Below are 19,809 nucleotides of genomic sequence, written 5' to 3'. Positions count from 1 at the left end.
TCCTTTCTATTTCCCTATTTTTAGAATAGAAGAGAAGAAGCTGTATAAAGCATCCCCAGCAATAACACCTGCTGCAAAGACAGTCATTTCAGATTCTCTCTTACCTTTCGTCACGTATGTGAAAATAACACGAAGTAAGATACCTGCTAATACCGCCCATCCAGCAATCGGATTGATCAGTAATAAACCTGTAGCAAAAAGAATACCCATTTGTCGTTTCGAGCCACCAATCAATTGGATCAATGCCCCTGGAATTGCCCAAATCATTAGTTGTTTCGCTACATCCCCTGTAACACCAGATTGAATAGTTGCCGCATAAACATGGTTAACAGGCGCTACTAAATCTTGTGCAAAATAGGATTTGTAGGATAGTAAAACAACAATAGCAGAAATCGAGAACGCCAACATACCAGCGATCATTTGCTGTTTACGCCCTTCTTTTTCTAGTGCCGGATCACTACCATTTCCACGCAGAATAAAACCAGTTTTTAAATCATAGCCCATATCCGCAAATGCAACCCCTGTAGCTGCACTATAACCTGCTAACAAAGCAAGAGCTGGTGCAGGGAAGCCTATTAAAATACCAACAATCAATGTAATAAATGCCACTGCAAACGCTGGGAACCAACCCGCATGCATGGCCGCAATACCAACGATCAACTCATGGACAAATGCTGCGATTGTGGCAAAGAGAATAAATCCTATTAACATCCCAAATGACATATGTGTGATAATGCCGCCTAAAACAGCTATTAATAAGGCAATGGCTAAATAAGCAATAAACCCAACACCAAAGGCTTGGCGAATTTCTTTTGCATCTTTCGAATAGATTAACTCTTCTGACTTTTTAATCGATTTTTTATTTAGTAAAGCAAAGGCTACTTGGAAAAGTGCCACAATCCCAGCACCAATCATAACCCCATGCGGGATATAATAAGCATTTAAGTCAACATTAAATAATTGAACCGAATAGCCTCTTAGTAAAAGCCCAATCCCAAACATCGTAAGCGCCCAAATATTACCGATAAACGCTACCCCAAAAGCTGACATTGGAATTTTTAGAACTGATCCCACGATACCGATTAATACACCACCAACTAATACTTTGGCATTTTTACCGCCTTTATCGCCAGCCTTAATTGCTTCAGCTGTCGCAATCCCTGGTGGCCAAGTACCTGCTGCTGGGAAAATTTTTGTATCGAAAAATTTATATAATAATAAAGCATCCACAAACATCGCTAAAATAACACCGATAAACAACGGTAATACTAAATTTTCATAGCCCAAAACGTATGGAATACCAATTGGCAACATTAAGCTACTCGCTGCACTAAATGTTGCGGCTGAAATGGCCGTTTGGATTATATTTTGTCTATGCACCGATTTAAATGCAATGAGCTTGCCAATTGGAATTCTTCCTAGAATCATCGCAAATATTGCCCCTACGATAGATGTATTGGCAGAAATTCCTAAAGTCGTAATCAGCTGTATCCCGATAATGGCCCCAATGACTGATGTTAAAATAATCATTAGTAGCGTTACAGGCTCCAAAGCCCGTGGGTGTAATACTTTATTATTCATACTGTCAGCTCCCCTATTGCTGTTATAGTTTTGAAATATGCGATTGTATCTGATGAACTACTTTCACTAACTGGTCAAGCATATATTTCTCCCTTTGATCATCTATATCGTATACTAACCCAGAAATTGTAAGAGATGCGATGATTTCTTTTTTATAGTTGAATAACGGTACACTGATGCCAAAAGCGTGTTCATTGTATTCACCAACGGTTACACACCATTTATTTTGGCGTATACTTTGTAGCTCTTCCCTTAATGTCTCAAGAAATTCATTATGCTCCTCTTTCGATTGCTTGCTTTGAAAAAATGCTATTAATTCAAGCTGTCTATCCTCTTCTAAAAAGGCGAACATGACTTTACAGGAAGCACCGATGTAAAGGGGTGTCTTTGTTCCTAAAGACACCGCATACTTTACATTTTTATTACTTTCGGCAATTTTTGTTGTGACACCATATTCATTGTCCATATAAGTGAGAAACACCGATTCGTTTATTTCACTTGCAAGATTTTGCATTAATTCATAAATAGTCGAGTGTGGGTCCATTGTATGTGAGAGCACATCATAAAAAAGGAACATTTTGTAGCCTAATTTATACTTTTTCGTGCCTTCATCCTGAATTAAATAACCCGTTTCTGTAAATGTATGAATGGCTCTTTGTACGACACTTGTCGGCATTTTCATCATGCGCGAAATTTCACGAACACCTAATGCATTTTCTGTCGTCGCAAAACACTCTAGTATATCTAATGAGTTTTTTAATGTCTTGACAGTCATTCATTTCTCCCTTTAAGCGTTTTGATAACCGTAGTGCTTTTTTGCTACTTCTACAGAAATATATTCATTTAACACATCACGCTCTATAGCCTCTTTACTTCTTTCAAGTGGATTACCATAGCCACCACCTGTTGCTGTAACTAGCTCAATACGATCGCCTTTTTGCAATTCATAATTGGCTAGTACGCCAACTGGTCCAATTGTGGAACCATCCTTTTTATGAACGATTAAATAGTTATGAGACCCTTCGCCTCCTCCACTTAAACCGAATGGAGCGAATTGGTGTCTCCCTAAGTTGACTGAAACCTTTTGACCATCATTATTGATGGTATATACACGACGTACACCTAAGCCACCTCTAAACTGGCCTGTACCTGCACCGTCACAGTTTAAGCTATATTCATCAATTTGAATGCCATATTTCGTTTCGGCAATTTCCACAGGTAGATTATAAGTTTCACCATCTCCCATACAATATTGCCCGCTTTGACCATCTTCATCATTCGATGCTCCCCAACCACCAACAGATGGTTCAACGATAAGGAATGACTCATCATTTTCAGGATTTTTACCTGTCAGAATAAATGTACAAACGGATTGTAAGTGTCCTGCTGATAATCTTTCTGGTAAATGTGGCGCAAGTGCTTTCCAAATTAAATCTGCTGCCCCAATACGTGCCTCAAAGTTCATGGATACTGGATGTGGGCGCTTAGCAGAGACAATGGAATTTTCATCCGTTAAAATAGTTAAGCGTTTAAAGACTCCCTCATTAATGACATCAATATCACCTAGTAATGCTAGGAACATGACACGCACACTTGCCATTAAACCAAATTTGGAACAGTTTACTGGCACATTCACCGCTGGGTGGGAGCCTCTAAAATCACAAATAAATTCTTCATTACTAATCGTTACTTTCACTTTAATCGGGTATGGTCCGCCCTTTAATGGATCTCCCTCAATAAAGTCCTCCGCGTAAAACTCACCTTTTGGCAAATGCTGAAGCTCTAGCTCTACAATTTTTTCACCCTTGTCCAATAGTTTTTGAATGGACAAGCTCACCGATTCAGCACCAAACTTCTGACAAAGCTCTGTAATTCGCCTTTCGCCTGTTTTTAAGGCCGCTACTTGTGCAAACATATCGCCGATAGATAGCTCTGGCAAACGAACATTCATCGAGATAATCTCATAAATGGCTTCGTTCAATTCACCTTTATGATAAAGTTTAACACCTGGCAGTTGTAGACCTTCCTGATAGATTTCATTAGAATTACTTGTAAATGAACCAGGATCCATGCCCCCAACTTCTGTCCAGTGTGCTTTATTGGCAGAGTAAGCAATGATTTCACCATTATAAAAAATCGGAAGCACTAAGCCAACATCGGATAAATGCGAGCCTCCCCCTACATACGGGTCATTAATAATAATGACATCGCCCTCATGTAACTTTTGTCCATGATCGAATTTTTCAATTACTCGCTGCACCATTGGACTTAGCATACCAATAAAGCTTGTAACACCATTTCCTTGGCTAATTAAGTTACCCTGTGCATCTGTTAAACCGCAGGCATAGTCTAATACTTCATAGATGACGGGACTCATAGAAGAGCGTGCTAGAGCGACAAACATTTCATCCCCTATGGCTAGCAATGAATCCTGAATAATCTCTACAGCAAAAACGTCTTTTTTCATGATTTATTTCCCCTCCATCTCTACAATCAAATTGCCATATTTATCAATTTCTATGGATTGCTTCTCATTGATTACGACTGTAGATGTTGGGTTTTCAACGATAGCAGGACCTGCAATGACATACCCAGGAGCAAGCTTTTGCTGGTCATAAACATTGACTTCAACCCAACCCTTTTCTTTCACATATAAGTTGCGCTTTGTTTTGATACATGTTGACACATCAATATGAGAGAAATCTAATTCTTTAAATTGAACAGCCTCATCTTTTCCATAGATGGTAATGTGTAGATTTACTAATTCAATTGGAGTAGTTGGCAAATCGAATGAAAATTCTTGTTTATGTTTTACATGGAACGCTTCAGCCAATTGAAGAAGCCCTTCATCATCAATCGTGATATTCGATGCGTTCAATTTGACTGCATGCTCTTGGCCTTTATAACGTAAATCATAATTAATTTCGAAATAATAATGCTCTTTCGATAAAGGTGCGTCAGCATAGGCACTTTCAATAGCTTGATCAATATTCGCTTGAATTTCCGCAAGATGCGCGTGATCAAAGCCCATTAAACTTGTTTGGATATAGTCTTGTCGATATTCTGTCATCATCATTCCTAATGCTGAAAAGACAGAAGAGCCATAAGGTATAATGACCTTTTTCATGCCTAATTCCTCTGCTAAATTAATAGCGTGTAGTGGACCACCACCGCCAAAGGCAACCATTGTAAAGTCTTCTGGATCATAGCCTTTACGAATGGAAATGAGCTTCAACGCATTTAACATATTGGAATTCGCAATATCTAATATACCTTGCGCTGCTTCTTCCGCTGAAACATTAAATGGTTTCGCAATCGCTTCAACAAGTGCTTCCTCTACTTTGTCGATAGAAATTGGATTATCGAAGTTTGCTAATGATAATCTTCCTAAATAAACATTAGCATCCGTAATCGTTGGCTGTGTATTGCCTAGCCCATAGGCTACTGGACCTGGGTTTGCCCCAGCAGAATCCGGACCAACCTTTAAGGAACCGAACTGATCCACACGAGCGATAGAGCCCCCACCATTGCCGATTTCAACAATATCTACAACTGGAGTTTTAATTGGATAGCCAGCAAATTTTTCATTTCTTTCAATATAGTAATCTGTCGTAACGTTTACTTTGCCATCTGTAATAAGTGAGCATTTCGCTGTCGTACCACCCACATCAAAGGCAATAATATTGGACTCATTTAGAAGCTCACCTAATTTTGCTGCCCCAAACATTCCTGCTACAGGGCCAGACTCGACTAGATTGATTGGTAACTCCATAGCTTTATCAAAGCTTGTTGTCCCACCATTTGATTGCATAATTTTTAAATGATCCGTAATACCAACTGTGCTCAATTTTTCTTTTAAGCTTTTTAAATAAGCGTGAGCAATGGGCTTCACATATGAATTTAAAACCGTTGTATTTGTTCTTTCATATTCACGATATTCCTTAATCGTTTCGCTTGAAAGTGTAATATACACCTCGGGCCAAATTTTTACTATTTCTTCTTTTAATTGCTGCTCATGAATGGGATTTTTATAGCCATGAATAAGCGAAATGGCAATTGCCTCTACACCTGATTCCTTAAATTGACGGACAATCTCTCCAACTTCGTTCCTATTAAGCGCTTTCATAATATTTCCTTTAAAATCAATGCGTTCATCGATTTCTTGTCGTAAATAACGCTCTACAAATGGCTCTGGCTTTTTATATTTAAAATTATATAAGTCTGGTCGGTTACCACGTGCAATTTCTAAAATATCACGGAAGCCTTTTGTTGTAATTAATCCGACTTTGCCACCTTTTCTCTCTGTTAATGTATTAATAATTACCGTAGAACCATGAATAAACGATTCCATGAGAGAATCCTCTGTTACATGTCGTCCTAATACGTTTAATATCCCATCCTCAAAATGCCCTGGCGTCGTATGCCCCTTGTCAAAATGAAGATTTCCTTTCTCATCTGTATAAACTAGGTCGGTAAAAGTACCGCCAATATCTGTTGCGATTTTCAAGACTCCATCCCTCCGTGTCCCTATAATCGGAACAGTGTTCCGAATTAGAATTAAGTAAATTATATTTAAAATAAAAAGAAAATTCAATGTATTTTTTAAATAAAAATTCATTTGACAATTGCTTCTCTTTGTAAAAATCCGCTTTTTCCTTCCAATAACAGAGAACTATTGATAAAAAATACCAAACACATTTATATAAGGAAGCTTCTCGAGTTTTTAATCGCATGAAAAAAAATCCTAGTTTTCAACTAGAATCGTAAATTTTCTAAAAAAAAATGGCGATGATGAATGTTTCGACAGGTTATCAAGTATAGAAGGAAGATATCAGAATCCTTTTTAGTGGCATTTGAGGAAGGAGATGTTAAAATGACTAGGCTTTTAAATCAGCTAAAAAATAAAAAAAGCTGCACCTCTGTTAAAGGGCAGCTTTTCAACATTTATTTAGAACAATCCTACCGCATGTCCGTCATTATCGACATTCATGCGTAAAGCTGCAGGAGCTTTTGGTAGTCCTGGCATTGTCATAATATCGCCTGTCAGACAAACTAAGAAACCAGCACCAAGCTTTGGAATCACCTCACGAATTGTGACCGTGAAGCCTTCTGGACGTCCAAGTAAGCTAGGCTGATCGGATAAAGAGTATTGCGTTTTCGCCATACAAATTGGTAGAGAATCCCAGCCAAATTTTTCAATTTGAGCCATTTGTTTTTTAGCTTGGTCTGTGAATTGAACATCTTTTCCACCATATACCTTTTGTACAATGGTACGCACTTTTTCTTCAATGGACTCTGTTACATCGTATAATGGTGAGAAGTTGTTTTCTTCTTCCAACACAGCTAGTACTTGTTCAGCTAAGGCTACTCCACCTTTACCGCCCTCTTCCCAGACATTTGTTCGGGCAATACGTACATGATTTTCTTGGCACCAGTTTAGAACGGCCTCTAGCTCTGCCTCTGTGTCTGTAATGAAACGATTTAATGCAATAATCGGTTCAACATCAAATGTACGTACCGTGTCGACGTGTTTAGCTAAATTTTCAATCCCTTGGAGCAGGGCTTCCACATTTTCACCGACAAGTGATGTTTTTGGAACACCACCATGCATTTTTAGTGCACGAATCGTTGCTACGATCACAACGGCACTTGGCTTAAAGCCTGCTTTACGAGCTTTAATGTTCATGAACTTTTCAGCACCTAAATCAGAGCCGAAGCCTGCTTCTGTCACCACAATATCAGCTAGCTTACGAGCAGTTTGTGTCGCCATAATGGAATTACAGCCATGGGCAATATTAGCAAATGGACCACCATGTATAATAGCTGGTGTCCCTTCTAATGTTTGTACTAAGTTTGGCTTAAAGGCATCCTTCAATAATAATGTTAAGGCACCCTCTACCTGTAAATCACGCACAAAAACAGGCTCGCGCTCAAATGTGTAGCCAATTACAATGCTAGCGATGCGCTCCCGTAAATCCTCAATGCTTGTTGCTAAACAGAACACTGCCATAATTTCGGAGGCAACCGTAATATCAAAGCCGTCTTCACGTGGCATGCCTTGAACAGGCCCTCCTAATCCGACAATCACTTTCCGTAATGAACGATCATTCAAGTCCATCACACGTTTCCAAATAATACGTCGTGGATCAATGTTTAAGACATTCCCTTGGTGGATATGATTATCAATAAATGCGGATAAAGCATTATTGGCTGTTGTTATCGCGTGAAGGTCACCAGTGAAGTGTAAGTTAATATCCTCCATTGGTACTACCTGTGCATAGCCTCCGCCTGTTGCGCCACCTTTTACGCCCATTACTGGACCAAGAGATGGTTCACGTAAAGCTACCATCACTTTCTTATTTAATTGATGAAGGGCATCAGCTAGTCCTACAGTCACAGTCGACTTCCCTTCACCTGCTGGGGTTGGACTAATAGCTGACACTAATACAACCTTTGCGTCCTCACCTTGAGCTGTAATTTTTAATGGGTCTATCTTCGCTTTGTAGCGGCCATACTGCTCAAGTGCATCCTCTGGAATACCTGCAGCATTGGCAATTTCCGTAATAGGTTTGATCACTGCTTGACTCGCGATTTCTAAATCTGTTAATGGTTGATTTTTCGTTGTCATTTGGCATCCTACTTTCTATGTTGTTCATTTCCATTATAGTCTTAATTGTGAAAAAAAAGAAAGTCAGATATGCTAGCATTCCGACAATCAATTGACATTTTTGTTCAATTCATGTATGTTCTAAGAGAAAATGCATTTTTTTCACATTTTCTCATTGATAGCACGACTTCTTTAACTTTATCTTACTTTCAAGCGCATTGGAGGCGAATGCTTATGCAACATGGGATCGTAAAGTGGTTCAATAATGAAAAGGGTTATGGCTTTATTGAATGTGATGATGGAGAAGATGTATTTGTACATTTTACGGGCATCCAGGAGGAAGGCTTCCGTACACTTGAAGAAGGTCAAAAGGTTTCATTTGATGTTGTGGAAGGCAATCGCGGCCCGCAAGCATCAAATGTTGTAAAATTATAAGCTAGAATATAGTAAGTGGATGAAGTATTTGAAAATGGCTCAATCCACTTTTTGCATGTTTGCACATAAAAATCCACTTCAACGATTGAAGTGGATTTTTAATTTATTTATTAATCCAATAAAAAGCACCTGGACACACTAATGTTTCCTTTGTTCGGTGTGGATCCTTTAATGTTACACCGATTGGCCCTTCTTTTAAATGACCGAGCGTCATGCTAGATGCTGAGGCTTCCTCATAAAAATCCAAGCGCATATTCGCTAGCTGTAGAGACATAAACTGCTCATGCTGCTCAAACTCGGGTAGTTGTAATACTTTCTGCCAAAGCTGCACCGTCTCCTCCACATCCTTGACAAAAAACTGAATGGATTCCATTGTAATGGCTTGTTTTTCATCAATCGCGCCACTAGCCTTTAATTGAGCCAAACGCTCCTCATCTCCATCTGCCCATTCAATTAAGAAAGGAAAATCCACTGAAAGGCCAGGTCTGCCAAAATGCAATAGCTTCCATTCGATTATCGTGCCGTCTGGTCTTGTGCGGCTACAAGCATCGGGACCATATACTTCATAGCCCAATGCACGCAATCGTTGACCATCGTCTTCAATATTTTTGGTGCGCAAGGCAATTCGTGAAAATCCTTGGCGCTCACGATCACGTTTAAACGTATAATGTAGGGAATATGGGTACAGGGCCGCTTGCTCAAATAAATCACGATCATAAATAGCGATTTGTTCAATATAGCTTAAGCCAAAATAACTTAGCGTATTGTAAGTCCCCCACATCGTGTGTTGACCACCGTTCACTGTATGGACATTTCGTTTATTGAAGAAAACCTTTATATTTTCCGGTGATTCTACTTGATGTACCAGATGATCAAAATATAAAGTCATGGCAATTCCCCTTTCTTTCCCCCATTAGCTTTACCTGGATGTGTAATTGATTTAATATTTACTTAAGAAAAGGAGTTACTATATGGTATGAAAAAAGTGCAATTTACCTACTAACTCCGTTAACTAATTTATTACTAACTATAAAGAGGTGATTTGAATGACAGATCATGTTGCTGCTTTTAAATTGGCATTAGGTAACTATCCTACAGGTGTAACAGTTGTTACAGCTTGTCATGAAACGAATCCAATTGGCTTAACCGTCAATTCTTTTGCATCTGTTTCTATTGATCCACTACTTATTTTATGGTCACTTGATAAAAAATCTCAGCTCCATCCTTACTTTATGAGTGCGGAAAAATTCGCTGTCAATATTTTAGCAAGTGATCAAGAGCAATTATGTACATTATTTGCAAGTAAAGTCCCAGATCGCTTTGCTCAAGCAAAATGGTCTACTTCTTCTTTAGGACTACCGATTTTACATGATACAGCAGCTATTTTACAATGTAAATCCTTTCAGCAAATAGATGCAGGTGATCATACTATTTTTATTGGCCAGGTGCTAGATATTACAAACTCTCAAAAGGAGCCCCTTCTCTATCATCGCCGTCATATCGGTCAGATTCCAAAAAGCTTCTATAGCTAATTGCCATAAAAAAAGGGCCACTTGTAAGCAACGGAAACCATGCTTATTGGTGGCCTTTTCACATCGTTCAACTGAAATGATCCTTTATTTCTTCTGAGGAAATCTCTGCTTTTCAAGCCTATTAATTTGAACAATTACACCATCCTGAATCGTAATATGCACTTCACCAAATTCAAGATTTTGAATGGCCTTTGCAATAGCCTCTAATTTCTTATCTTCTACCTTTGCCGACTGAGCCATACGATACACCCCTTCTTTTTCATCCTTGTTGTACAAAAGAGGCCAATGCATCAAACTGATTGATAGCCCCTCCTATCTCTCAGATACATCGGTTGGAAGTGGCACCTATGTTTCGGTTGCCGAGGCTTCATTGGGCCAAGTCCCTCCACCTATCTTGATAAGAGTACTGCGTTTCTTGAAAATAATTCTATAATTCTGTAATAAGATTGTCAATATAAAATATTAGAAAACCTAGCTGAATACTTTGTAATGATTATTTTAGATTAGAAAACTATCTATATCTAAAGTATTTTATGCCTAATCAACGAGAAATAGATGGCAATCCATTAATTTATTACGAACTCCATTTCCTCATCAAGAATTCAAGGGGACCTCGACGATGTTTAGCTCTCCACCAGACAGAAACAAGCACACATCCTACAAAGTAACAGCAGGCATATAGCATGGAAAAGGTAAGCGTCTGATTCTCCAACTTTTGGCAAACAATTAATATTCCAATCCCAATAAAAACATGGCCGACATAATGCGTTAAAGACAATTGTCCCGTAAAGATCAAAGCTTCAATTACTTTATTTTTACATGTCTCAACAAGATAGATGGAGCCCACGATAAGGACAATTGCCGACGCTGAGTTAGATAGAACATACATCATATTCGGTGGAATCGGTCCCGTATCAAATAAATACAATGCACTCTCTACATCTAATAAATGGATCGTTGTCATCTTAATAAATATCGTTGAAAAAGTCTCCGTCATTATGACTAGCAATAAGCCCATCACCAATAAGATTTTTCGTAATGAACGATTAGTTAAATCTAATGTGCCGATTACCATGCCAATTAGAAAGAAACAAATCCAGGGAAATAGTGGATGATAGCCATTAAACATCAAATTTCTTATAAATCCTGCCGGTGTCCAAAAATCAAGATACTCTAGTAATACATATGTTGGATGCCACCCAGCGAAGTAATTAAATTGAATTTGGAGCCATTGTGAAAGGATGAGGATGACACCGATTATGAACATCATCATTTTCTTGGATTGGGCAATCAAACATGCGGCAACAAACATATACACGCCATAATAATGTAAGATATCTCCTGTCCAGCCTACTGCATATAGGACTATTCCTATCACGAATAACAAAAACGACCTCTTCCACAAAGTAAGTCGATTCTTACGAAGAAGTATTGGGTCCTTAGTCTCTCTAGCCTGACGAGTCATTAAAGCTGTTCCTATTCCTGCTAGCATGACAAATACGGCCGAGGCACGCCCCTCAAATAGATTTTGTAAGGCCATCAACCATGTTGAACCATTCGTTGTAGAACCCGTTATGACTCCAAAATTGACAATGAACATACCAAACATGGCGAGAGCTCTTGCAAAATCAAGACCTTCAATGCGCCGATTATCATCTCTTATTGCCATCTTCGCCTCCTTGGATAACACTATGCACAGCCTCCTTCCAAATAGCTCTGTAGTCCAATTGGTTACCTGTTAACATGAAATTACCGATATTATCATAGACCAAGGCTAGCATCTGTGCCTTTGCTTCTATAGTGGGAGTATCCTCTAGAACCCCTAGCTCCACGCCATATTGTAGGACTTCCACAAAGCTTGTTAAAAAGCTGGTTTCTAGCTCTACTAATTGTTTCTTATAGCTTTCATCGCGAGCTGCTAATAGTACATATTGGTTAAATATTTTATTAAAATAAGGATCCTTGCCCTGCGCCTCAATAGACTTATAGCCCAGCTCGAGTACTTCCTCCTTGAAATTAACGCGAGAAAGCTCTTTATAATCCACAGCGACATCTTGTTGAATTACTTTATACAGTTCATCAAATAAGTAAGTGATTAATTGATCCTTTGATTGAAAATAATAATAAATGGCTGGTTTTGATATACCGACCTCTGCAGCAATCATGGCTAAGCTTGTTTTTTCAAACCCTTTTTCTGCAAACATCACATAAGCAACTTCTATAATCTTTTGAAAAGTTTGTTCCTTATTCCCCATCATCATTCTCCTTTTTTACCGACCGTTAAGTAAATATTAAATGATACTCCTCTTTTAGACAAGAAAAAACTGTGTAGAAATATTTCTCTACACAGTTCATATTTATTGATGTTGTAAATATATCATTAAAGCTTCGGCTGTTTTTTGCTTGCCCATTACTTTCATAGGCAGTCCATCAGCAGGTACAATCCAATGGGGCTCGTCCCCGCCATATAAAGATTGAGAGCTATTGGCTACCATCAATTGAGCATGAGCTGTTTCCATTCGCAGTCGTGCACGTGCTAATAAAAACTCCTCGTCATCGGTCGCTTCTAGCTTAAACCCTACTAGCGTCACATTCGGTTGCCAGCCTTTAATTTGCCCTAAGACTTTTGGCGCCTTTTTAAAATGAATAATAGGTGGCTCATCGGAAGGCATTTTCCCCGCTTCCTCCATCAAATTGCCTGATTGATCATATACTTTATCGATGACCCAATCGGAGCCAGCCGCAGCCATAATAACGATATCTACATGTTCTTGTTGGACAGCATGACGAACCTTTTCTCCTAAATCCTCAATACCTTCAAATCTAATCAATTTCATTTGATCGTGATTCACTGGAAGCTGTGCAAAATAACCATGCATATATACTACATTAGCACCAGCAGCGAGTGCCGCCTCCGCTAAATAACAGCCCATTGTCCCTTTTGATAAATTCGTATGCCCTCGTACACGATCCCATTTTTCAAGTGTTCCCCCACTTGTAATGAGTACGGTTTTACCTTGTAATGTCCCCATCCACTCACCTATTTTCTAAAATATATACACCTACTATTTTACCGTAATGCAAGGATAGGCTTCAATAGATTCCATCATAGTGCATTTTTTTGTTCCATTAACCATGCACTTAAAATTTCCGCAAATTTCTTCGTTACAGGTGATGCATTATGCTTCATCGCAATCCCAATCGTACGGTAGGCACCTTGCTTCAGAGGAATCGCTCTTAAGGTAGGCGGCAAAGTCTGAATGACCAATTGGGGTAAAATACTAATCCCAAGTTGATGAGAAATCATGGAAACAATGCCGACCTCCTCTGAAAGCTCAAAGCGAATATTGGGCTTCACATGATATTGTTCCAACAAAACTTTGACATCATTGGTCCCTTTATAGGAAGTCATAATAAAAGGCATATCTTCCAAATCAACAATATCGATCTCAGACTTATTAAATAGTGGACTTTGATCTGAAACGATACATAATAAAGGGTCCTGCTGTAATTCCGTATACTGATATTGCTCAGATTTTTGACCATTTAAAAAACCAGCCTCTATTTCCCCACTGAGTAGCCATTGTTCAATTTCATAATAATCACCCTCGCGTAATTCCACCTGTATTCCAGGAAACTGATTATCCATAATCCTAATAATTTCTGGCATCCAATTGGAAGATATACTTGAAATAACGCCAATACGCACGTTTCCTCTTGTTACTCCATGAATATGTGCTGCCTCTTGTTGCAATAATTCCTGTGCGTCTAAAACCTGACGCATCGCCCTTAGCATGGTTTGCCCCTCACTTGTCAGTGTGACACCCACTCTACTTCGATGTATGAGCGCAAATCCAAAATCTTTTTCTAAACTTGACACGGCGTGACTGACAGCAGACTGAGTTAGTCCGAGTGCATCTGCTGCTTTTGTAAAGCTTGCTACCTCTGCTACCTTTGTTAAAATCTCATATTTCACTAAGCTCATCAGCAATACCTCTACATACATGAATTTTTTTAATCCTAATCATTATAAACATTCGTTTTACTAATCTCAACACAAGATATATAGTAATTTTTAGTATAAAAACTGTTTTAGTACACAGATGGTAGGTGAACATAATGAGTATCCAAGGAAAAGCAAATGTATTGATGGTTATTGTCACAATGTTTTGGGGACTATCTTATACCTTTATGGTCATGGGGCTTGAAACATTGGCTGTTTATAATGTGGTGGCATTGCGTTGTATCATCGCATTTTTAGTAGCAGGGCTTATTTTTTATAAACGGATGATTAAGGTAAATGGTAAGACTTTAAAATATGCAGCTATCCAAGGATTTTTATTATTCATTGTGTTCGCATTAAGCTTATTTGGCTTACAGTCCACGTCAGTTTCAAATGCAGGCTTTATTTTAAGTCTAACGGTTGTATTAGTGCCGATTTTCAGTAGCTTTATTGATAAAAAATTACCTTCCAGAGCCGTCAGCTTTGCAATTATTTGTACGATGATTGGTATAACAGTATTAACGGCGCAAGGTTCATTCTCCTTCCATAAAGGAGATTTGTTAGTAGCAATCGCTGCTCTATGCTATTCTATTTATTTACTTTTAAACAGTTCATTTACACGGAATGTGGAATCTATTTCATACGGCATTTACCAATTAGGCTTCGCTGGCATTTATGCGCTAATCCTAACATTATTATTGGAAACACCGACGTTACCAAATAATACGACATCCTGGATTGCTATTTTAGGTCTTGGAATCATTTGTAGTGCGTTTTGCTTCGTTGGTCAAACTGTTGCACAACAGTATACTTCTGCTACACATACAGGTCTAATTTTTTCCCTAGAACCTATATTTGCAGCAATGTTTGCGATGATGTTCATCGGTGAAGGATTGACAGTGAAACTCGTTATTGGTGGTAGCTTTATTTTGATTGGTAATTTATTTGCTCAATTAGAGCATTTCCATGTATTGCGCTTTATTAAAAAAGATGCACCAGAAAAAGTAATTCATTAAAAAACAGAGTGATCCACAATGATCACTCTGTTCAAACTATGGGCAACAGCCATTTTTAGTAATACACTAGCTACTAGGGTGTACGCTTTCTGCGGGCGGGGTCGAGCTTTACTTTATTTTATTGTCAAATTGTCAAAGAAAAAAGACTGTAGACAAACTCAAAATTCATTGAGAGTTTGTCTACAGTCTGAACAGAGTGATTCACAATGATCAAACTGTTTTCCTTTTATAAAAATCTTCTAAGTTGCTCAGCCTCATTCAGGCGTTCTTGTCTTAAACGCTCTTCCTGCTCAGCAGCTGTTTCCGGGTGTTGTGATTGTAGCGTATCATAATCATCATCCCGTTCTGCAAATAATACGATACTCCCCTGCTCTACAAGATGAGCATAGTAAGCGATTTGCCCCTCGGAAAGATTAAAGCGTTTTAATCCTTCTGTTACAGCAGAATCACCTGTAAACCAAGATTTAAATTGGTCCACCCAGTTACCAGCCTCATGTGTGTGGACATCATCATCCCATTTCACATCCTCCAACTGCTGGGAGTCTTTCGCAATAATATGGATATCCTCTTTATGGAAACCTTCTGTTCGCATATTTTCTAGAATATGAAGCATTTCGTCCCTTGTATGGGCCACCTCAATTTTTGGATTTTGTTCATTCATCATGTTCATGTTCATGTTCAATTCCTCCTAATTTGTATGGCTTACTAAATAATTACCCTGACTATGGGGAAACAAACTCTTTTTGCCGCTTCGTTACCAAACTGTAATAAATGTTACTATGCTTTTATACAAGTCCTCTTTTTGTCATAAAGAGATAAAAAACCTAAAAAAAAAGCATCCCCAAATTGTCTGGGAATGCTTGTAAACCGTTTATTTGTCGAGGAAGGCTTTTAACATCCAAGTATGCTTTTCAAGGGATTGGTACATCGCATTCAGTAAATCCTCTGTACGGTCATCCCCTTCCTCTGCTGCTAGCTCCATTGTGGAATTCAACGCTTTCATAAGCTTTTGGAAATCCGAAATCGTCGTTGCTACCATTTCCTCCGTCGACTCATTTCCTGTTGCTTCCTCTACATAGGATAGCTCTAGATGTTCTTTTAAAGTCGCAACAGGCTTGCCATCCTTCGAAAGAATGCGTTCTGCAATTTCATCTAAATTCAACGTTGTTTCATTATACAATTCTTCAAATTTTGCATGCAGTGTAAAGAATGCAGGCCCTGTGACATACCAATGATAATTGTGCAGCTTTGTATAAAGTACTGACCATGTTGATACTAGCTTATTTAATTGTTTGTTTAAGTTTTGTGTCATAATTACTTCTCCTCCAATGTGTCAATTGTTCTAGCCTTTAGTATGCGTTACAAATGATGTTGGCTATACACATATTGTTCCCGTCTAGCAATATTTCAAACATACTCCTACTTACTGGATTAAAAAACAGGACTCTTTTCTTTAAGAATATTTCAACTATTCTATTAAATTATTTCACTTTCCGAAATAGTTTCGTTATAATGAAATCACTTATATGTAAAGGGGTGTTTATAAATGGAAGTTTTACCATTACGAAAAGATGTTGCAGTAGAAGAAACGTGGGATTTAACTGATTTACTGAAAAATGATGCAGATTTTGAACCTATTTTAGCGCAGCTTGTAGAGGAGGCTCTTAGCTTTGAACAAACGTATCAAGGCTCCATTACAGATGCGCAAAAAGTTATTGATGTATTAACGGCTTTCGAAAATTTGCAAAAAAGTATCGTTCCAATTGGTACGTATGCGAGCTTAAACCTACAGGTAGATCGAACGGATGATGTAGCCCAAATGCGTGCTGCAAAATTTGGTACAGCTATCGGTAAAATAAGCAGTGCCTTATCATTCGTACGGAGTGAATTACTTACTTTGGATGAAGGGGTACTACAAGAAGCAGCAACATTAAGCCCTCTTTACAAACATTATTTAGAGGAATTATTAAAACGGAAACCTCATCAGCTACATCCAGAAGTTGAAAAAACGCTTGCTGCCTTTAGTTCTACTTTTGATGCGCCATACGAAACATATAATACGACGAAATTAGTAGATATGAATTTTGGTGAATTTGAAGCAGATGGTGAAAGGCATCCGTTAAGCTTTGTCCTTTATGAAAATAATTGGGAGTTTGAGGCCAATACAGAAGTGCGCCGTGCTGCCTTTAAAGCTTTTTCAAGCAAGTTGAGTGATTATCAACATACAACAGCACAAGTTTATAACACACATATTCAACAAGAAAAAACAATGGCGGATCTACGAGGCTTTGATTCCATTTTTGATTATTTACTATTCGATCAAGATGTCGATCGCTCCCTTTATAATCGCCAAATCGATTTGATTTCAAAAGAGCTTGCCCCACATATGCGTCGATATGCAAAATTAATTCAAAAAGCGAATGGCATTGAGCACATGACATTTGCAGATTTGAAAATCGCTTTAGATTCTGCCTATGATCCAAAATTATCGATGGACGAAGCGAAGGAATATGTTGATAAATCATTAGCGGTTATGGGTGAAGACTACAATCACCTAATGGACAGAGCCTTCAAGGAACGTTGGATCGACTTTGCACCAAATAAAGGGAAATCTACAGGGGCATTCTGTTCAAGTCCTTATGGTAGTCACCCATATATTTTAATGTCATGGAATGAACGTATGAATGAAGTCTTTACCCTCGTTCATGAGCTTGGTCATGCAGGACATTTTGCGAATACGTATGCGCATCAATCCTATTTTAACAGTCGCCCTTCCCTATACTTTATTGAAGCACCATCTACTATGAATGAAATGCTGCTAGCGAATTATTTATTAACGCATAATGAAGATGTGCGCTTTAAGCGTTGGGTGATTTCAAATATTGTTTCTAAAACGTATTATCATAACTTTGTCACACACTTACTTGAAGCCGCGTACCAACGAAAAGTATATGAATTGGTGGACGCTGGTGAGTCTGTCAATGCGAATATTTTAAACCAGTTAAAACGTTCGGTGCTAGAAGAATTCTGGGGTGATGCAGTGGATATTACGGAAGGTGCTGAACTGACGTGGATGCGTCAGCCTCATTATTATATGGGCCTTTACCCATACACTTATAGTGCGGGCTTAACTATTTCAACACAAGTATCTCAGCGCATTTTAAAAGAAGGTGATGCAGCTGTTGAAGAATGGTTAGCTGTCCTGCAGGCTGGTGGAACAAAATCCCCTGTGGAATTAGCACAAATGGCAGGCGTTGATATTACAACGGATCAACCACTTCGAGATACGATTGCCTATATTGGTCATTTGGTAGACGAGCTTGAGCGCCTCACACTGGAAATTGAGGCTGTGCAACAATCATAAAATTTCTAGAAAACGGTTCTGTGCTTGCAACGTACAGATCGTTTTCTTTTTTTAGTTCTAAGTGAAAACGTGCATACATATACTTGAATTAGGGCGTCCCTCCACACTTTTTAGATATTTCAAAATAGACAATCATTTTTCTTCATACAAAAGTACCGTTATTATTAATAGTACACAAATTATTTAGCAATATACGATTAACAATTGTCAAAGGAAGTGTTCTAATTATGGTAAAACGTAATGATCCATGCCCATGCGGTAGCGGCAAAAAATATAAAAAATGTTGTGAAGGTAAACAACAAGTAACAGTGGAAACAGTACAAATCGAAGAATTAGAGCGTGTGCTACAAACATTTTACTTAGAGTATCCTGAGCGTAAAGATGTTCGTGCTTATATCGAGCATGTAGGCACATGGCAACCTAAATTAGAGAGCGTGCTACAGCGTGAGCTGATTGAAGCCATCGCTTTAGACGACTTTTTCTTCCATCAAGAGCCATCTATTTGGAAAAGTTATTTAAAGAAAACGAAGAAAAAAGCAGTTAGACCTTCTACAGTAAAAGTACTGGAAGACTGGTCTCACCCTACATTATTTATCGGTACGGTAACTGTTGTTGAGGAAAAATATTTTAAAGCTAGCCATTTACTTACAAATGAAGAGCTTTATATTCGTCGTGAAAATAATAAACCAATTCCGGAAGGCATGCATGTCTTTGCCTTTATTTTACCGGATGGAACGAAGAAATTGACACATTATTTAGCTGTGTCTACATTGATTTTCTTCCCTGAGGACCATTTAAAAGTATTTGAAGAATTCAAGAAAAACTTTGAAGCATCCGAGAAAAAGGTTGGAGCTTTCTTAAAAGAAGAACATCTTGCATTCTGGGAATTACTTGTCTCCAACGGCTATAAAGGGGAAGAATTCACTAATTTTGAAAGCACAGTCCTTACACAAGTAAAAGAATTCTTAGAGCAAAATGATCGTGAAACAGCTCCAATACTTGAGCTATTAGAGGACTATTTAATAGAAGGACAACCTACTGCGCGCAAAGAGGCGGCTATTGCTGCTGGTGCAATTCGTTATGGCCAGGAAAAAGAGCTCTTTGAATCTCTTTCTATGACGGTAAAAGAAATTGCCGCAACTTTTGATATTTCCGCTTCTTCACTTACAAAGTATTACCAAGATTTAACTAGCTATGTCGAAACAAAATAAAACCTAAAAAAGAAGCTACATTTATTAGCATTTGCTGATAAGTGTAGCTTTTTCTAAACG

The 19,809-nt window shown here is 38.4% G+C and carries 18 protein-coding genes and 1 riboswitch; of the genes, 5 read left to right on the top strand and 13 right to left on the bottom strand.

Annotated features, from left to right (window positions below):
• Positions 1-6: 6 nt before the first annotated feature.
• From AC1Q6O_RS06780 to AC1Q6O_RS06760, 5 genes are all read right to left on the bottom strand, one after another.
• On the bottom strand, positions 7-1,581 hold the full coding sequence (locus AC1Q6O_RS06780) for an OPT/YSL family transporter (RefSeq protein WP_089985033.1): 1,575 nt from the start codon (positions 1,579-1,581) through the stop codon (positions 7-9).
• Positions 1,582-1,603: 22 nt separating this feature from the next.
• On the bottom strand, positions 1,604-2,356 hold the full coding sequence (locus AC1Q6O_RS06775; RefSeq protein ID WP_008180206.1) for an IclR family transcriptional regulator: 753 nt from the start codon (positions 2,354-2,356) through the stop codon (positions 1,604-1,606).
• 12 nt (positions 2,357-2,368) lie between these two features.
• Entirely contained in the window at positions 2,369-4,048 is a 1,680-nt protein-coding gene (locus AC1Q6O_RS06770) for a hydantoinase B/oxoprolinase family protein (protein ID WP_107921822.1), read from the bottom strand.
• A gap of 3 nt (positions 4,049-4,051) precedes the next feature.
• Entirely contained in the window at positions 4,052-6,088 is a 2,037-nt protein-coding gene (locus AC1Q6O_RS06765; protein ID WP_239354453.1) for a hydantoinase/oxoprolinase family protein, read from the bottom strand.
• A 441-nt stretch (positions 6,089-6,529) separates the two neighbouring features.
• Positions 6,530-8,209: a formate--tetrahydrofolate ligase gene (locus AC1Q6O_RS06760; protein ID WP_492401010.1), complete on the bottom strand. Its 1,680-nt coding sequence runs from the start codon at positions 8,207-8,209 to the stop codon at positions 6,530-6,532.
• A gap of 213 nt (positions 8,210-8,422) precedes the next feature.
• Here AC1Q6O_RS06760 and AC1Q6O_RS06755 point away from each other — a divergent pair, with 213 nt between their 5' ends.
• Positions 8,423-8,623: a cold-shock protein gene (locus AC1Q6O_RS06755; protein ID WP_008180199.1), complete on the top strand. Its 201-nt coding sequence runs from the start codon at positions 8,423-8,425 to the stop codon at positions 8,621-8,623.
• A 103-nt stretch (positions 8,624-8,726) separates the two neighbouring features.
• Here the strand turns inward: AC1Q6O_RS06755 and AC1Q6O_RS06750 are convergent, their stop codons facing one another.
• A complete protein-coding gene (locus AC1Q6O_RS06750) occupies positions 8,727-9,512 on the bottom strand; it encodes a VOC family protein (protein WP_008180197.1) in 786 nt (261 codons plus the stop codon).
• Between the two features lie 157 nt (positions 9,513-9,669).
• Here AC1Q6O_RS06750 and AC1Q6O_RS06745 point away from each other — a divergent pair, with 157 nt between their 5' ends.
• Positions 9,670-10,155 carry a flavin reductase family protein gene (locus AC1Q6O_RS06745; protein WP_008180194.1) on the top strand — a complete coding sequence of 162 codons (486 nt, stop codon included), beginning with the start codon at positions 9,670-9,672 and terminating at the stop codon, positions 10,153-10,155.
• Positions 10,156-10,239: 84 nt separating this feature from the next.
• Here the strand turns inward: AC1Q6O_RS06745 and AC1Q6O_RS06740 are convergent, their stop codons facing one another.
• The 5 genes from AC1Q6O_RS06740 to AC1Q6O_RS06720 all read right to left on the bottom strand — a co-directional run bounded on the left by AC1Q6O_RS06740 (position 10,240) and on the right by AC1Q6O_RS06720 (position 14,140).
• Positions 10,240-10,431 carry a YezD family protein gene (locus AC1Q6O_RS06740; RefSeq protein WP_225316224.1) on the bottom strand — a complete coding sequence of 64 codons (192 nt, stop codon included), beginning with the start codon at positions 10,429-10,431 and terminating at the stop codon, positions 10,240-10,242.
• Between the two features lie 33 nt (positions 10,432-10,464).
• Positions 10,465-10,559, bottom strand: a riboswitch (SAM riboswitch).
• 170 nt (positions 10,560-10,729) lie between these two features.
• Positions 10,730-11,824: a DUF418 domain-containing protein gene (locus AC1Q6O_RS06735; protein WP_342532493.1), complete on the bottom strand. Its 1,095-nt coding sequence runs from the start codon at positions 11,822-11,824 to the stop codon at positions 10,730-10,732.
• Complete coding sequence (locus tag AC1Q6O_RS06730) at positions 11,808-12,416, bottom strand: TetR/AcrR family transcriptional regulator (RefSeq protein WP_239354451.1); 609 nt, start codon at positions 12,414-12,416, stop codon at positions 11,808-11,810. The genes AC1Q6O_RS06735 and AC1Q6O_RS06730 overlap by 17 nt, the downstream gene beginning before the upstream one ends.
• 96 nt (positions 12,417-12,512) lie before the next feature.
• On the bottom strand, positions 12,513-13,187 hold the full coding sequence (locus AC1Q6O_RS06725; protein WP_089985043.1) for a phosphopantothenoylcysteine decarboxylase domain-containing protein: 675 nt from the start codon (positions 13,185-13,187) through the stop codon (positions 12,513-12,515).
• 74 nt (positions 13,188-13,261) lie between these two features.
• A complete protein-coding gene (locus AC1Q6O_RS06720) occupies positions 13,262-14,140 on the bottom strand; it encodes a LysR family transcriptional regulator (RefSeq protein ID WP_043990703.1) in 879 nt (292 codons plus the stop codon).
• Between the two features lie 134 nt (positions 14,141-14,274).
• On the opposite strand from AC1Q6O_RS06720, the gene AC1Q6O_RS06715 reads away from it, so the two are divergent.
• Positions 14,275-15,174, top strand: a complete 900-nt coding sequence (locus AC1Q6O_RS06715) for a DMT family transporter (RefSeq protein WP_089985046.1) — start codon at positions 14,275-14,277, stop codon at positions 15,172-15,174.
• 226 nt (positions 15,175-15,400) lie between these two features.
• Here AC1Q6O_RS06715 and AC1Q6O_RS06710 read toward each other — a convergent pair whose 3' ends face one another.
• Positions 15,401-15,850: a general stress protein gene (locus tag AC1Q6O_RS06710; protein WP_171365453.1), complete on the bottom strand. Its 450-nt coding sequence runs from the start codon at positions 15,848-15,850 to the stop codon at positions 15,401-15,403.
• Positions 15,851-16,045: 195 nt separating this feature from the next.
• On the bottom strand, positions 16,046-16,486 hold the full coding sequence (locus tag AC1Q6O_RS06705; protein ID WP_008181825.1) for a Dps family protein: 441 nt from the start codon (positions 16,484-16,486) through the stop codon (positions 16,046-16,048).
• Positions 16,487-16,720: 234 nt separating this feature from the next.
• Between AC1Q6O_RS06705 and pepF the strand changes: the two genes are divergently transcribed.
• Together pepF and AC1Q6O_RS06695 are read left to right on the top strand one after the other, a co-directional pair.
• On the top strand, positions 16,721-18,538 hold the full coding sequence (gene pepF, locus AC1Q6O_RS06700; RefSeq protein ID WP_089985048.1) for an oligoendopeptidase F: 1,818 nt from the start codon (positions 16,721-16,723) through the stop codon (positions 18,536-18,538).
• 227 nt (positions 18,539-18,765) lie between these two features.
• Entirely contained in the window at positions 18,766-19,749 is a 984-nt protein-coding gene (locus AC1Q6O_RS06695) for an SEC-C domain-containing protein (protein WP_089985049.1), read from the top strand.
• The last annotated feature ends 60 nt before the right edge of the window (positions 19,750-19,809 follow it).

The organism is Lysinibacillus sp. GW823-FHT06C08, assembly GCF_058795135.1.
Note: the sequence above shows the minus strand (reverse complement) of the source record. Positions and strands in the feature narration are given on the sequence as shown.

What these genes read in the sequence shown, in the direction of transcription:
- AC1Q6O_RS06780 (WP_089985033.1), bottom strand. Translation starts at nt 1,581, where the DNA reads ATGAATAATAAAGTATTACACCCACGGGCTTTGGAGCCTGTAACGCTA.
- AC1Q6O_RS06775 (WP_008180206.1), bottom strand. Translation starts at nt 2,356, where the DNA reads ATGACTGTCAAGACATTAAAAAACTCATTAGATATACTAGAGTGTTTT.
- AC1Q6O_RS06770 (WP_107921822.1), bottom strand. Translation starts at nt 4,048, where the DNA reads ATGAAAAAAGACGTTTTTGCTGTAGAGATTATTCAGGATTCATTGCTA.
- AC1Q6O_RS06760 (WP_492401010.1), bottom strand. Translation starts at nt 8,209, where the DNA reads ATGACAACGAAAAATCAACCATTAACAGATTTAGAAATCGCGAGTCAA.
- AC1Q6O_RS06755 (WP_008180199.1), top strand. Translation starts at nt 8,423, where the DNA reads ATGCAACATGGGATCGTAAAGTGGTTCAATAATGAAAAGGGTTATGGC.
- AC1Q6O_RS06750 (WP_008180197.1), bottom strand. Translation starts at nt 9,512, where the DNA reads ATGACTTTATATTTTGATCATCTGGTACATCAAGTAGAATCACCGGAA.
- AC1Q6O_RS06745 (WP_008180194.1), top strand. Translation starts at nt 9,670, where the DNA reads ATGACAGATCATGTTGCTGCTTTTAAATTGGCATTAGGTAACTATCCT.
- AC1Q6O_RS06735 (WP_342532493.1), bottom strand. Translation starts at nt 11,824, where the DNA reads ATGGCAATAAGAGATGATAATCGGCGCATTGAAGGTCTTGATTTTGCA.
- AC1Q6O_RS06730 (WP_239354451.1), bottom strand. Translation starts at nt 12,416, where the DNA reads ATGATGATGGGGAATAAGGAACAAACTTTTCAAAAGATTATAGAAGTT.
- AC1Q6O_RS06725 (WP_089985043.1), bottom strand. Translation starts at nt 13,187, where the DNA reads ATGGGGACATTACAAGGTAAAACCGTACTCATTACAAGTGGGGGAACA.
- AC1Q6O_RS06720 (WP_043990703.1), bottom strand. Translation starts at nt 14,140, where the DNA reads ATGAGCTTAGTGAAATATGAGATTTTAACAAAGGTAGCAGAGGTAGCA.
- AC1Q6O_RS06715 (WP_089985046.1), top strand. Translation starts at nt 14,275, where the DNA reads ATGAGTATCCAAGGAAAAGCAAATGTATTGATGGTTATTGTCACAATG.
- AC1Q6O_RS06710 (WP_171365453.1), bottom strand. Translation starts at nt 15,850, where the DNA reads ATGAACATGAACATGATGAATGAACAAAATCCAAAAATTGAGGTGGCC.
- AC1Q6O_RS06705 (WP_008181825.1), bottom strand. Translation starts at nt 16,486, where the DNA reads ATGACACAAAACTTAAACAAACAATTAAATAAGCTAGTATCAACATGG.
- pepF (WP_089985048.1), top strand. Translation starts at nt 16,721, where the DNA reads ATGGAAGTTTTACCATTACGAAAAGATGTTGCAGTAGAAGAAACGTGG.
- AC1Q6O_RS06695 (WP_089985049.1), top strand. Translation starts at nt 18,766, where the DNA reads ATGGTAAAACGTAATGATCCATGCCCATGCGGTAGCGGCAAAAAATAT.